We start from the raw sequence: 12,661 nt of genomic DNA on the forward strand, positions 1-12,661 counted from the left end.
GCGACGGCGACGCGATGCCGGACGCCTCGGAGGTGGAAGGGAGCGGGAATTCATCATGCGCCGAGCGCGGGCGGCCAATGCCGACGAAGACAGTTGCCTTCCGGGCGCCAGTAGGCGCCTCTCGGGCTCGACGGGGATCGGCGCTGGGCGCTTCCTTCTGCCGGCCGCAAATCGCATGCGAAGTGACGAAGGCGTCCCCGACGATGCCGCGAGCGGGCAGGAACGATCGCGCGCGAAGGCTCTTCGGCGGCGGGGTGGCGCTCGTCTTTCATACGCCGTCGACGACCGGCCGCCGAGAAACGGGCTTCGGGTGTCCGGGAAGAGTTCCTCGAATGATTGACGCAGGACGAATGGATACGAGCGTGGGCAGCGGTCCGGACGCCCCCATCGACCACGGTTCGACGGTGGATTTCTTCCGCGTCTTCGATCTCAGCAACTCGCCGCACATGATCCTCGACCGCGAGCTGCGCTTCGTCGCGGTCAACCGGTCCTACGAAAAGGTGACGATGCGGGCTCGGGAAGAGCTGATCGGCAACAAGCTGTTCGACATGTTCCCTGAGAGCAGCGATGCGCAGGACCGGCTGAACGCTTCCATCGTGGCGGCGTTCGAGACCGGCGAGCCGGATACGATCGCACTCATTCCCTACGAACTCGATCGGCCGGCCGCGCAAGGCGGCGGACGCGAAGTTCGGTACTGGAGCGCGACGCACACGCCGCTCGTCGATGACGGCGGCCGGGTCGTCTACGTGATCCAGAACACCAACGACGTGACGGCGATCGCCAAGATGAGGCCGCCTGGCCAACCGCCTGCCGACCACGCGGCGACGGCCGAACTGGCGCTCTGGAGAAACGCCGAGGCCGTCGAGGAGGCCTATCAGCAGACCCTCGCCGAGAACGAGGAATTCCACCGTCTGTTCAGCCAGGCGCCCGGCATGATCGCGGTCTTCGAAGGGCGGGAGATGCTGGCGACCTTCGTCAGCGACACGTTCTCCCGCTTCGTCGGTCGGCGCCCGATCGTCGCGAGGCCGCTGCTCGAAGCCGTTCCGGAACTCGTCGGTCAGGACTTCGTCGCCATGTTGACGGAGGCGACGGAGACCGGCGCCAGCGTGACGCGCGAGGGTCTGCCGATCCACATGCGTCGCTCTCCCGACCATCTGGACGAGACGTCCTACGTCGACTTCTTCTGCAATCCCGTCCGTGACGCGAACGGGACGATCTACGGCGTCTTCGTCCAGGGGGTCGACCGGACGGAGGCGATGCGCGCGTCGCATCACCAGCGCATGCTGATGGACGAATTGAACCACCGCGTGAAGAACACCCTGGCGACGATCCAATCGATGGCCCGGCAGAGCTTTCGCGATCCGGCCGATCTCGACGACGCGCGCTACGCCTTCGAGGCCCGGATCATGGCTCTCAGCCGGGTCCATAACGTCCTCGCCGACCGGCGCTGGGAGGCGGTGCCGCTAACGGCGCTGTTCTGCGGCAACGCGCAGGGGATCGATCCCGCCAGGATCGACTGCCGCGGCGAGGATCTGCTGCTTTCGCCGAAGACCGGGGTCGCCCTCGCGATCGTCAGCCATGAATTGCTGTCCAACGCAAAGCGGCACGGGGCGCTGCGTGAGGCCGATGGTCATGTCCAGATCAGCTGGGCGTGCGATCATGCGGCGGGCGACCGGCTGACGGTGACCTGGCGGGAATTCCGTCCGACGGTGTCCGGGGCCTCTCTGCGCCCGGGGATGGGGATGCGGATTCTCAGAAGTATCGTCGAGGGCGAGCTTGCGGGCAGCCTGGCTATTGAACTAACTGAAACCGGCCTCATCTGCACATTCGAGGTGGGACTGACGGAGGCCGCAGGCATTGCTGTTTGAGGTGGCACAGATGGGGATGCGGATCGAGGGCATGCGCGTTCTCGTCGTCGAGGACGAGAGCCTGGTGGCGCTGCAGCTCGAGGACATGCTGCTCGATCTGGGCTGTCAGGTCGTCGGGCCGGCGATGCGCCTTCGCGCGGCGGGTGAGCTTCTCGATTCCGGCGTCGGCATCGACTGCGCGGTGCTCGACGTCAACGTCTGCGGCGAGATGGTCTATCCCATCGCCGAGAGACTGACACAGATGGGCATCCCGTTCATCTTCGCGACGGGTTACGGGCGCGACGGCGTCGATCAGCGCTGGACCGCCGTTCCGATCCTCCAGAAGCCCTACACCTCGGAAGAGATCGGCGAGTCTCTGGCGCTCTGCGTGCAGTGAACGGCGCCGCCTGCGGCTCTCGAAGCGGGGATCGCCACGCGAGAACCGACGTCCGCACCCCGGTGGCCGCCCGCCCGCCTATTCGTCGAGCGTCCCTGCGAGCAGGAGGGCCAACGCCCGCTCGGAGATCGTCCGGTCAGCGAGTTCCGCGTCGGAACAGGCGCCGCGAAGCGCCGGGCATTCCGCCCGAGAAACGACCCACGGGTTGCCCTTCAGGTGCGCGCGCCGGCAGCCGATTGCTCGGATGCCGGCGGCGCGGTCCATCCGCGCCTGTCACGGCCGCAGGGACCCGCTACCACCATTCGCCGTGACGAGCGGCAGGCCCCGCCTTGCGCCTACTTGCCGACCGCCGGCATCCATTCGGGCTTGGCGACGTCGGTCGCAGCGAATTGCGGCAGTTTCTGCGAAAGCTGCTCCATGTTGTTGATGTCGTTTTCCAAAAGCATGTCGCGCGTCACCAGCGTCGGTGGCACGACGACGTTGTGGCCCGGGTCCTCGCCGGCGAGCAGCATGGCCAGTGCCCGTACGGAGACTTCGCCGATCAGCTGCGGATTGGTTGCGGCCGTCGCCACCCAGGCACTCGGATCCTCTCGCATCGCCTGAATGTCGGCGGTGGAGACGTCGGCGCTGTAGATCTTGATGTCGGAGCTGAGCCCGGCCTCGTCGACGGCGATCTTCACGCCCTTGGCGAATTCGTCGTAAGGCGCGAAGACGACGGTGATGCCCGGGTTGGCTCTGAGGACGGCCGAGGCCTGGTTGGCGACGGAATTGGCGATCGGATTGTCGAGGGTGCCGAACTGGGCGACCTCCTCGATCCCGGCATACTGGTCCTTGAACTTCTTCCAGGTCTCGTCGCGGCGGTCGAGCGGCGCGATGCCGGGCACGTAGACATACGCCGCCTCGAAGCTTTCGCCATTGTCCTTCACCGCCTGTTCCAGGGCGAGGCGGGCGAGATCGCGGTCGCTCTGCTCGATCTGCGGGACCTTGTCGTTCTCGACATTGACGTCGAAGGCGACGACCTTGATGCCGGCGTCGACGGCGCGCTGGACGGCGGCGGTCATCGATTCCGTCAGGCCGTGCTGGACGACGATGCCGTCGACGCCGAGCGCGATCGCCTGGTCGACCATGTCCGCCTGCAGCGCGGCATCCTGGCGCGAATCGAGGACGCGAAGCTCGACGCCGAGGGCCTTGGCCTGTTCCTGGGCGCCGGTGAGATAGGCCTGGAAGAAGTCCCCGGTCGAGAGATAGCGCACGAGGGCGATCGAAACGTTCTCCGGCTTGTCGAAGGGCGCCGGCCGATCCTGGCCGAAGGCCGGCAGACCGCCGAGAAGCAGCGCCGTGGCGCCGCCGATGACCAGCCGGGCGAACCGGCGTCGCGTGACAATCGTCAGATTCATGTTCATTTCCTCCCGATACGGCCCGGCCGTTCCCGCCGGATCCCTGGATTGTCCGGCGTCAGCGCCCGGCGCGCCGCGTCAGCGAAAAGGTGAAGAGCAAGGCGATGACGAGGACGCCGCCCTTCACCGCGTCCTGCGTGTAGTAGGGGGCATTCATCATTGTCAGGCCCTGCAAGAGCATGCCGACGAACAGCGCCCCGATCAGCGTCCCGAAGGCGTTCGGCTTGGCGGCGCCGAGGACGGCGAAGCCGATCAGCGCCGCCGCGACGGCGTCGAGCAGCAGATTGTTGCCGGAAGACACGTCGCCGCGCCCGACGCGGGCGGCGAGAAGAATGCCGCCGATCGAGGCGAAGGCGCCGGAGATCATGTAGGCGGCGATCTTGTAGCGGGCGACCGGCGCGCCGGCGAGGCGGCTCGCCTGTTCGTTGGAGCCGATGGCATACATGACCCGGCCCCAGCGGGTGCTTTCCAGAAAGACGAAGATCGCCACCGCCAGCGTCAGCATGACGACGACCGACACGGGCAGGACGTCGAACAGCCGGGCGCGCCCGAGGGCGAGGAAGCTCGCATCGAAGCTGCCGGAGGCGGTCGTGCCGTCGGGCAGCGTCATGCCGCGGGCGATCGAGCGGCCTGCGGTCGGCACGAGCTGCAGGCCGAGCAGGAGGAACATCGTTCCAAGCGTCGCCAGGAGATCCGGCACCCGGCCGTAGACGATGATGAGGCCGTTGAGGAGCCCTGCGAGCAGGCCGAAACCGATGCACAGGAGAACGGTCTCGGCCGTTCCCCAGCCCCAGATCACCATGGCGTAGGAGGCGGCCATCATCGACGAGGCGGCGACCGAGCCGATCGACAGGTCGAAGCCGCCGACGACCAGCGTGCCGGTCACGCCGAGGGCGAGGATTGCGGTGATCGACACCGATTGGAAGACGAAGACGAATGAGCGCACGGACAGGAAGGCCGGCTGCGCCACGTAGAAGAACAGCGCCAGGGCGACGAGGAGGACGAAGAACCCGTAGCGGATGGAAAGGTCACGGGCGGCGATCGTCATCCTGCGGCACTTTCGAGACGGTCTGGTGAAGGAAGGGGGTCGACATCGATCTCGCCGGCGACCTCGGCGAGAAGGCGCGACAGATCGAAGCCCGGCCCGGTCCGGTGGTCGCCGACGATGGTGTGATCGGACATCACGAGGATCCTGTCGGCGACCTCGAGCGCCTCGTCGATCTCCGTGACCAGGACGAGCGTCGCGCGGTCGCCGGCCGTCTCGCGCAGCCGGCGGGCGATGTCGCCGCGGGCCTTGATGTCGACGCCCTGGAATGGTTCGTCGAGGATCAGCAGCTTGCACGGCTCCGCCAGCCAGCGGCCGACGACGACTTTCTGCTGGTTGCCGCCGGAGAGCGTCGCCATGTCGTCGGCCTCGCCCTGGCAGACGATCGACAGGTCGGCGATGGTGCGTCGCGCGCGCTGGCGCTCGCCCGCCCGATCGACGAAGCCGGCCCGGGAGCGATGGCTCAGAAACGGCAGCGAGAGGTTCCGGGCAATGTCAAAGCCCGGCACGATCGAACTCGTCGCCCGGTCCTTGGCGGCCAAGAAGACGCCGGCCTCGATCGCCGCGCCGCAATCGTGCGGGCCGTAAGGCTCGCCCATCAGCCGCATCCGGCCCTTCGCGGCCGGGGCGAGGCCGAAGACCACTTCGGCGAGCCGGCTCTTGCCGGTGCCGACGAGGCCGGTGATCGCGGTCACCTCGCCGGCGTCGAGGGTGAAGGAAAACGGCCGCGACCAGCTCGTCAGGCGTATGTCCTCCACGGAAAGGACCGGACGTGTCCCGGAGCGGATCGTTTCGCCGCCGCGCTGGATCGGTGCGCCGAGCATCGCCGTCACGGCGCCTTCGTAGTCCAGCGGCGGCCGGAACTCGCCGGTGATGCGACCGTCGCGAAGCGTGACGATCCGATCGGCGAGGCGGCGGATGTCGGACATCCGGTGGGTGATGTAGAGAATGGCGACGCCGCGGGCCTTCAGCATCTCGACGATGCCGAACAGCCGCTCGGCCTCGCGCTGCGACAGCGAGGAGGTCGGCTCGTCGAGGACGAGCACCTTGGGGTCTTCGGCGAGCGCCCGGCAGATGGCGACGAGCTGGCGGTCGGCGAGCGGGATCTCGCTGACGGCCCGGTCGAGCGGCAGCGACAGGCCGAGGATCGCCTGGATCGCCTCCGCCTCGCGCCGCGCCCGGCGCGGCGAGTAGAACGCGCCGGTCCGGCCGGAACACAGCCGGTCGAGAAGCAGGTTCTGTGCGACCGACAGATCGGGCGCGACGGCGTCGTTGATCTGCTGGTGGACGACCGAGAGCCCCGCCGCGACCGCGTCGATCGGGCGAGCCGGACGATAGGGCCGCCCGGCGAGCGTCATACGGCCGGCGCCGGGTGCGAGGACGCCGGCGATGATCTTGACGAGCGTCGACTTGCCGGCGCCGTTGGCGCCCATCAGCACGAGAACTTCGCCCGGCGACACGGCAAGGTCGACGTTTTTCAGCACACGGTTCTGCCCGAACGCCCGCTCCAGCGCGGCGATTTCCAGCACGGGCGACGCGCCAGTCTCTCCCACGGTCATGCCGTCTCGATCCTCCCGGATGCGACCGTATGCCAAATGTGTTTTAAGTCAACAGCAATTGACAATCGAAAAACGGGACGTCAGGCCTATGGACGCTCCGACTGCCGAAGGTATTGATAGACTGCGATGCACCGGGGCGGAAGCGGAAGGGTTCGGAGGATGGCGAGGAGCGAAGAAAGTCTGGCGGGAGGCCGCGCCTACAGGGCGTTCGACGTCGACAGCGTCAAGGAATACGTCGCCGGTCAGGAGGAGGTCGCGGAAAGACTCGGGACGAAGACGCCGGGCGAGATGCGTGCCCGCGAGGTCGGTGACGGCAATCTCAATCTGGTCTTCATCGTCGAAGGGCCGGGCGGCGCCGTGGTGGTCAAGCAGGCGCTTCCCTATGTCCGGCTGGTCGGCGACAGCTGGCCGCTTCCGCTCGAGCGCGCCTATTTCGAGTGGAACGCCCTGACCCGTCAGGCGGCACACCAGCCCCACCGGCTGCCGCGCCTGTTCCACTTCGACGCGCTCAATGCGCTCATCGTCATGGAGTATCTGACCCCCCACGTCATCCTCCGCAAGGAACTGATCGCCGGCAAGCGCTTCGACCATCTCGCCGAACACATGGGGATATTCCTCGCCGAAACGCTGTTTCATGGCTCCGACTTTCATCTCGACAAGGCGAAGAAGAAGGCCGACATGGCGCTATTCGCCGACAATGTCGAACTGTGCGCGATCACCGAAAACCTCGTCTTCACCGAGCCCTATTTCGACGCGCCGCTGAACCGTTGGACCCGGCCGCAGCTCGACGGACCGGCCCGCGCCCTGCAAAGCGACCGGGCGGTGAAGGTCGGCGTTCAGGAAATGCTGTATCGCTTCACGACGAAGAGCGAGGCGCTCCTGCACGGCGATCTGCACACCGGCTCGGTCATGGTGACGGGGTCGGATACCCGCGTCATCGATCCGGAATTCGCCTTTTACGGGCCGATGGGCTTCGACATCGGCGCGTTTCTCGCCAATCTCTTCCTGGCCTATTTCGCGCAGGACGGACATGAGGCCCGTCCCGACGAGCGGCATACCTACGGCGAATGGCTGCTGGAGACGGCCGAAAACGTCTGGTCGGTGTTTTCCGAGACATTCGCCAGATTGTGGCGCGAGGAGCGCACGGGGATTCTCTATGCGCGCGCGCTCTTCGAAGATGCCGGCGACGAGACCGGGGCGACGATCGGGCTGCATCGGTTCCTCGGCGGGGTGTTCGAGGATGCGGTCGGCTTCGCCGGCGCCAAGATGGTTCGCCGCCTCGTCGGGCTTGCCCATGTCGAGGACATGGAATCGATCGGCGATCCCGACAGGCGGGCCGCCTGCGAGGTGAAGGCGCTGCTGATGGGCCGCGAGCTTCTCGTCAACCGCACGACGTTCGGCGACATCTACGGCCTCAGCTGCCTTGCCCGAGCGATCCGACGCGAAAGGAACCTGCTATGAGAATCGGCGACCGCGACTTCCGTTCGATCTGGCCCGGCGAGGACGGCGATTGCGTCGAGATCATCGACCAGACGAAGCTGCCACACGCCCTCGAAATCGCTCGGCTGACGCGGCTGGACGATGCGGCGAAGGCGATTGCCGACATGTGGGTGCGCGGCGCGCCGCTGATCGGCGCGACGGCAGCCTATGGCATGGCGCTGGCGCTGCGGAGCGATCCCTCCGACGCCGCTCTGGGACACGCCTACGACACGCTCCACGCCACGCGGCCGACGGCGATCAACCTGCGCTGGGCGCTCGACCGGGTTCGCCAGGAAGTCGGCCGGCTGCCGGTGTCGGATCGGGCGCAGGCGGCCTGGACGCTCGCGGCGAGGATGTGCGACGAGGATGCGGCGACCAATCGGCAGATCGGCGAGAACGGGCTCGCGCTCATCGAGGCGATCGCTCGGGAAAAGTCGCCGGGCGAACCGGTCAACGTCCTCACCCATTGCAATGCCGGATGGCTGGCGACCGTCGACTGGGGCACGGCGACGGCGCCGATCTATCTCGCCCACGACAAGGGCATCGCGATCCACGTCTATGTCGACGAGACCCGGCCGCGCAATCAGGGTGCCGGGCTGACCGCCTTCGAACTCGGCAATCACGGCGTGCCGCACACACTCGTCGTCGACAATGCCGGCGGGCACCTCATGCAGCACGGCATGGTCGATCTCTGCATCGTCGGTTCGGACCGCACGACCGCCCGGGGCGACGTCTGCAACAAGATCGGCACCTATCTGAAGGCACTCGCCGCCCGCGACAACGGCGTGCCGTTCTATGCCGCGCTGCCGGTCTCGACCGTCGACTGGACCGTGCGGGACGGCGTCGCCGAGATCCCGATCGAACAGCGCGGCGGCGAAGAGGTCTCGCATGTGGTCGGCATGAGCGATCACGGGGTGGTCGAGCGGGTGCGGATCGCCCCCGAGACGACGCCGGTCGCCAACTACGCCTTCGACGTCACGCCGGCGCGGCTGGTTTCCGGCCTGATCACCGAGCGCGGCGTCTGCGAGGCGAGCGAAGCCGGCCTCGCGGCGCTGTTTCCCGAACTCGCGCGAAAGCAGGCCTGACGGCCGGCGCGAAGCCCGGCTCATTCGGGCAGATCGAGCACGGCCTCGGCCGTCGGTTCGTCGGTGACGAGATGGGTGACGTAGCCCGCCGCCATGACGCCCCGCATCGCCGGCGCGCGGTCGGGCCCAGAGGCGACCAGCATGCCGGCCGCAAGGCCGGCCAGCCGGTCCGGCGTCACGCCGATCATCCGTGCATCGAGCGGGCCTTCGACGTGTCGGCCTAAGGCATCGACGAACCGGCCGCAGAGGACGCCGACGGCCCCGTTCCGCGCATAGTGCGCGACGTCCTCCACGGTGGCGATACCGCTTCTGACGACGTGGCTGTCGGCATCCATCGAGCCGACGGCGAAGATCGCCTTCCTCATCGAATCGAGCAGCGCGAAGTGCTGACGGATCAGGGGTTCTTCGCGCAGGATCGCGGCCGCTTCAGGCGAGGAGAGGGCGGCCGGCGCATAGAGGTTCATCACCCGGCCGGAGAGCTTCAGGGCGACGTTGGTCGAACAGCCCTCCGACGTGAAGATGTAGGGGCTGGGCATGGAGCCCACCATCTGGACGACGGTGAGATCGGCGATGACCCGCGGCAGCATCCGCTCGGCCATCTCGTAGATGGTTTCCCCCCAGGAGACGCCGAGGACGTCGCCTTCCTCGATGAGGTCCGGACAGTAGCGGGCGGCGGCCAGCGCCACGGCGGCAAGCGAGGCGGACCGGCCCGGAACCACGAGCGCCGCGGCAAGACCGAAACGCTCGCGCAGGGCCGCCGACAGACGCTGGCGATTGAACACCGCCAGATCGACCCTCAGTTCGACATAGCCCTGCTCGCGCGCCTGCTGCAGATAGTTGACGATCGTGGCGCGGGAGACGGCGAGCCGATCGGCGATCCGGCTCTGGTTCCATTCCTCCACATAGTAGAGCCAAGCCGCTTCGAGGAGGCTGTCCTCGACCGGCCGGCCGCGACCGCGGCGGACCGGATCGTCGCTCGGGGGCATCGTCGTCTCGATCCAGGTCTCGCATTGACGTCATGTCGACCATCCACCACGGGCCACCGTGGCGCAAGTACTCCGACGAGGTAGGGGACCGGTCTCCTCGCCCGGATCGGACGATGCCTCGAGTCCGCGTGTGCCTGGAAGATCAGACGGCGAGATATTCCATCCGCAGATCGGCGTTGTCGATGATCTCCCGGGCCGAGCCGTCGAAGACCACTTCGCCCATGTCGAGGATGATGGCGCGATCGGCCAGATGCAGGGCGGCGATGGCGTTCTGCTCGACGAGGATGGTGGTGATGCCGATCTCCTTGATCTCCTCGAGGATCTTCTCGATCTCCTGGACGATGACCGGGGCGAGCCCCTCATAGGGCTCGTCCAGGAGGAGGAGCTTCACCTCGCGGGCGAGAGCCCGCGCCACCGCGAGCATCTGCTGCTCGCCGCCGGACATGGTCGTGCCTTCCTGGTTGCGCCGCTCGGCGAGCCGGGGAAAGTGGCTGTAGATCCGGTCGAGATCCCAGCCGACCGGCGGCTCGATGCGGGCGAGCTTGAGGTTTTCCTCGACGGTGAGGCCCGGGATGATCCGCCGGTCTTCCGGCACCAGCTGCACGCCGGCCCGCGCCGCCTGATAGGCCTGCATGTCGTGCAGCGCCTCGCCGTCGAGCCAGATCTCGCCCTGCTTCAGTTCCGGCGTGCCGGCCCGCGCGATGGTCCTGAGCGTCGAGGTCTTGCCGGCGCCGTTGCGGCCGAGAAGGGCGAGGATCTCGCCATGGCGGATGTCGAAGGAGACGCCCTGGACGATATAGCTCTCGCCGTAATAGGCGTGCATGTTTCGCGCCGAAAAGAACGGTTTCGCGGCGGCCCCGCTCGACGCATGCGGCGCTTCGGAGGGGCGGGCGAGTGTCTGGCTCATAGATGGGCTCCCCCGAGATAGGCTTCCTGGACCTTCGGGCTCGCCTTGATTTCCTCGGGCGTGCCTTCGGCGATCACCGTTCCCTGGGCCATGACGCTGACCTTGTCGGCGAGCGAGAAGACGACGTGCATGTCGTGCTCGATGATCACCTTGGTGACGCCGCGCTCGGCGATCTTCTTCAGGAGATCGACCGTGTTGTTGGTGTCGGCGCGGGACATGCCGGCGGTGGGCTCGTCCAAGAGCAGAAGCTTCGGATGCTGGACGAGGCACATGGCGAGTTCGAGCCGCCGCTTGTCGCCGCGCGACATCGAATTGACGATCTGATCGCGCTGCGACCAAAGATTGAGGTCGTCGAGGATGTGCTCGGCCTCGTCGCGCACTTCGCCGCGCTCGCGCGCCCGGCCCCAGGCGTTGATCCGGAAGGCGCCGTCCTTCCGCGCGAAGGCGGGGATCATGACGTTCTCCATCACGGAGAGTTCGCCGAAGATCTCCGGCGTCTGGAAGACGCGGGCGATGCCCGCCTGGTTGATCTGGTGCGGCTTGTGCCCGAGCAGAGAACCGCCGTCGAAGGTGACGGAGCCTTCGTCGGGCGTGATCCGGCCGACGAGGCAGTTCAAGAGCGTCGATTTGCCGGCGCCGTTCGGGCCGATGATCGCATGGACGCTGCCCTGGCGGACGCCGAGATTGACGTCGTCGAGGGCACGCAGGCCGCCGAAGCGCTTCGAGACGCCCTTGATCGAAAGAATTTCGCTGGTCATCGGGGCGGTATCCTCAGTGGCCGTCATGGGCGGGGGCGGCATTGGTCTCGCCGCGGCCGCGGCGGAAGCGATGGCTGATGCGCCGCACGCCTTCCATGATGCCGCCGGGCAGGAAGATCACCACGATCATGAACAACAGGCCGAGGGTGAGCTGCCAGCCTTCGCCGACGAAGGGGCTGGTGATCGTCACCATGAACTCCTGCAGCCCATGCGGCAGGAAGTCGAAGGTCCGGTGCAGGACGCCCTCGTTGAAGGAGGAGAAGATCTGTTCGAGATACTTCATCACCGCGGCGCCGATCACCGGGCCGAGCAGCGTCCCGACGCCGCCGAGAATGGTCATCAGCACCACTTCGCCCGAGGCCGTCCACTGCATGCGGTCGGCGCCGGCGAGGGGGTCGGTGACGGCGAGGAGGCCGCCGGCGAGACCGGCATACATGCCGGAGATGACGAAGGCGGCGAGCAGATAGGGCCGCGTCGCAAAGCCGGTGTAGTTCATCCGGTTCTGGTTGGACTTGATGGCGAAGAGCATCAGACCGAAGGTCGAGTTGCGGATGCGCATCGTCACGAAGAAGGCGAGGATGAGCAGGATGGCGCAGAAGTAGAAGCCTGGCCAACCCTGCAGCTCGATGCCGAAGAAGTCCGGCACGCCGCGGCCCGACGGCGATCCGAACATATGATCGAGGATGCGCGGATCGGACCCGGAGACCTGCAGCCCGGTCTCGCCGTTGGTGATCGGCGTCAGCACCGAATAGGCGAGATTGTAGGACATCTGCGCGAAGGCGAGGGTGAGGATCGAGAAATAGATGCCCGAGCGCCTGAGGCTGACATAGCCGATCAGAAGGGCGAAGACGCCGGCGACGACGATGGCGAAGACGAGCGCGATCACCGCGTTCATCGACAACAGCTTGAACATCCACACGGCGGCGTAGGAGCCGGTGCCGAGGAATGCGGCGTGGCCGAAGGAGAGGTAGCCGGAGAAGCCGAACAGGATGTTGAAGCCGAGGGCGAAGATGCCGAAGATCGCGAACTTCTGCAGGATGTCCGGGTAGCCGGCGCCGATCGGCGCGAGCCAGATCGGCATGGTGAGGATGGCGAGCGCGAAGATCGCGAGCAGCAGATAGTCGCTGCGGCTCGAACTCATGAAGCCGCGCAGGCCTTCGCCCTTGGGCTCGTGGCCCTCGGCCGGGCTTCGGCCCATGTT

At 67.0% G+C, this 12,661-nt stretch carries 11 protein-coding genes; 4 read left to right on the forward strand and 7 right to left on the reverse strand.

Annotation, left to right across the window (positions count from 1 at the left end; translation table 11 throughout):
- Nucleotides 1-14 precede the first annotated feature (14 nt).
- Nucleotides 15-1,868 carry a sensor histidine kinase gene (locus tag LZD57_RS19285; RefSeq protein WP_233721214.1) on the forward strand — a complete coding sequence of 618 codons (1,854 nt, stop codon included), beginning with the start codon at nt 15-17 and terminating at the stop codon, nt 1,866-1,868.
- The gene (locus LZD57_RS19290; RefSeq protein WP_233721215.1) at nt 1,858-2,244 is read left to right on the forward strand and encodes a response regulator; all 387 of its coding nucleotides are present in this window, start codon (nt 1,858-1,860) and stop codon (nt 2,242-2,244) included. Before LZD57_RS19285 ends, LZD57_RS19290 begins: the two co-directional genes overlap by 11 nt.
- A gap of 335 nt (nt 2,245-2,579) precedes the next feature.
- On the opposite strand, the gene LZD57_RS19295 is transcribed toward LZD57_RS19290, so the two are convergent.
- Genes LZD57_RS19295 through LZD57_RS19305 form a run of 3 tightly spaced genes read right to left on the reverse strand, consistent with a single transcriptional unit; the run spans nt 2,580 to nt 6,245 of the window.
- Nucleotides 2,580-3,647 carry a substrate-binding domain-containing protein gene (locus LZD57_RS19295; RefSeq protein WP_420844835.1) on the reverse strand — a complete coding sequence of 356 codons (1,068 nt, stop codon included), beginning with the start codon at nt 3,645-3,647 and terminating at the stop codon, nt 2,580-2,582.
- Nucleotides 3,648-3,699: 52 nt separating this feature from the next.
- Nucleotides 3,700-4,689 carry an ABC transporter permease gene (locus tag LZD57_RS19300; protein ID WP_233721217.1) on the reverse strand — a complete coding sequence of 330 codons (990 nt, stop codon included), beginning with the start codon at nt 4,687-4,689 and terminating at the stop codon, nt 3,700-3,702.
- Nucleotides 4,686-6,245 (reverse strand): sugar ABC transporter ATP-binding protein, encoded by a 1,560-nt coding sequence (locus tag LZD57_RS19305; RefSeq protein ID WP_233721218.1) that lies wholly within the window; start codon nt 6,243-6,245, stop codon nt 4,686-4,688. Before LZD57_RS19305 ends, LZD57_RS19300 begins: the two co-directional genes overlap by 4 nt.
- Nucleotides 6,246-6,404: 159 nt before the next feature.
- Here LZD57_RS19305 and mtnK point away from each other — a divergent pair, with 159 nt between their 5' ends.
- Both mtnK and mtnA read left to right on the forward strand, forming a co-directional pair.
- Nucleotides 6,405-7,706, forward strand: coding sequence for an S-methyl-5-thioribose kinase (mtnK, locus tag LZD57_RS19310; RefSeq protein ID WP_233721219.1), 1,302 nt, complete (start codon nt 6,405-6,407; stop codon nt 7,704-7,706).
- Nucleotides 7,703-8,809: an S-methyl-5-thioribose-1-phosphate isomerase gene (gene mtnA, locus LZD57_RS19315; RefSeq protein ID WP_233721220.1), complete on the forward strand. Its 1,107-nt coding sequence runs from the start codon at nt 7,703-7,705 to the stop codon at nt 8,807-8,809. The genes mtnK and mtnA overlap by 4 nt, the downstream gene beginning before the upstream one ends.
- A gap of 20 nt (nt 8,810-8,829) precedes the next feature.
- Here the strand turns inward: mtnA and LZD57_RS19320 are convergent, their stop codons facing one another.
- The 4 genes from LZD57_RS19320 to LZD57_RS19335 all read right to left on the reverse strand — a co-directional run bounded on the left by LZD57_RS19320 (nt 8,830) and on the right by LZD57_RS19335 (nt 12,601).
- Nucleotides 8,830-9,795, reverse strand: coding sequence for a sugar-binding transcriptional regulator (locus tag LZD57_RS19320; protein WP_233721221.1), 966 nt, complete (start codon nt 9,793-9,795; stop codon nt 8,830-8,832).
- Nucleotides 9,796-9,937: 142 nt separating this feature from the next.
- Nucleotides 9,938-10,702 (reverse strand): ABC transporter ATP-binding protein, encoded by a 765-nt coding sequence (locus LZD57_RS19325; RefSeq protein WP_233721222.1) that lies wholly within the window; start codon nt 10,700-10,702, stop codon nt 9,938-9,940.
- Nucleotides 10,699-11,460, reverse strand: a complete 762-nt coding sequence (locus LZD57_RS19330; RefSeq protein ID WP_233721223.1) for an ABC transporter ATP-binding protein — start codon at nt 11,458-11,460, stop codon at nt 10,699-10,701. The genes LZD57_RS19325 and LZD57_RS19330 overlap by 4 nt, the downstream gene beginning before the upstream one ends.
- A gap of 13 nt (nt 11,461-11,473) precedes the next feature.
- Nucleotides 11,474-12,601 (reverse strand): branched-chain amino acid ABC transporter permease, encoded by a 1,128-nt coding sequence (locus LZD57_RS19335; RefSeq protein WP_233721288.1) that lies wholly within the window; start codon nt 12,599-12,601, stop codon nt 11,474-11,476.
- Nucleotides 12,602-12,661: the final 60 nt, after the last annotated feature.

Origin of the sequence: Jiella avicenniae, from assembly GCF_021390325.1 — a bacterium.
Taxonomy (GTDB): Bacteria; Pseudomonadota; Alphaproteobacteria; order Rhizobiales; family Rhizobiaceae; genus Jiella; species Jiella avicenniae.

Excerpts from the sequence above, each read along its gene's own strand:
- LZD57_RS19305 (WP_233721218.1), bottom strand. The coding sequence starts at position 6,245 with ATGACCGTGGGAGAGACTGGCGCGTCGCCCGTGCTGGAAATCGCCGCG.
- LZD57_RS19285 (WP_233721214.1), top strand. The coding sequence starts at position 15 with ATGCCGGACGCCTCGGAGGTGGAAGGGAGCGGGAATTCATCATGCGCC.
- LZD57_RS19325 (WP_233721222.1), bottom strand. The coding sequence starts at position 10,702 with ATGAGCCAGACACTCGCCCGCCCCTCCGAAGCGCCGCATGCGTCGAGC.
- LZD57_RS19295 (WP_420844835.1), bottom strand. The coding sequence starts at position 3,647 with ATGAACATGAATCTGACGATTGTCACGCGACGCCGGTTCGCCCGGCTG.
- mtnA (WP_233721220.1), top strand. The coding sequence starts at position 7,703 with ATGAGAATCGGCGACCGCGACTTCCGTTCGATCTGGCCCGGCGAGGAC.
- LZD57_RS19300 (WP_233721217.1), bottom strand. The coding sequence starts at position 4,689 with ATGACGATCGCCGCCCGTGACCTTTCCATCCGCTACGGGTTCTTCGTC.
- LZD57_RS19330 (WP_233721223.1), bottom strand. The coding sequence starts at position 11,460 with ATGACCAGCGAAATTCTTTCGATCAAGGGCGTCTCGAAGCGCTTCGGC.
- mtnK (WP_233721219.1), top strand. The coding sequence starts at position 6,405 with ATGGCGAGGAGCGAAGAAAGTCTGGCGGGAGGCCGCGCCTACAGGGCG.
- LZD57_RS19320 (WP_233721221.1), bottom strand. The coding sequence starts at position 9,795 with ATGCCCCCGAGCGACGATCCGGTCCGCCGCGGTCGCGGCCGGCCGGTC.
- LZD57_RS19335 (WP_233721288.1), bottom strand. The coding sequence starts at position 12,601 with ATGAGTTCGAGCCGCAGCGACTATCTGCTGCTCGCGATCTTCGCGCTC.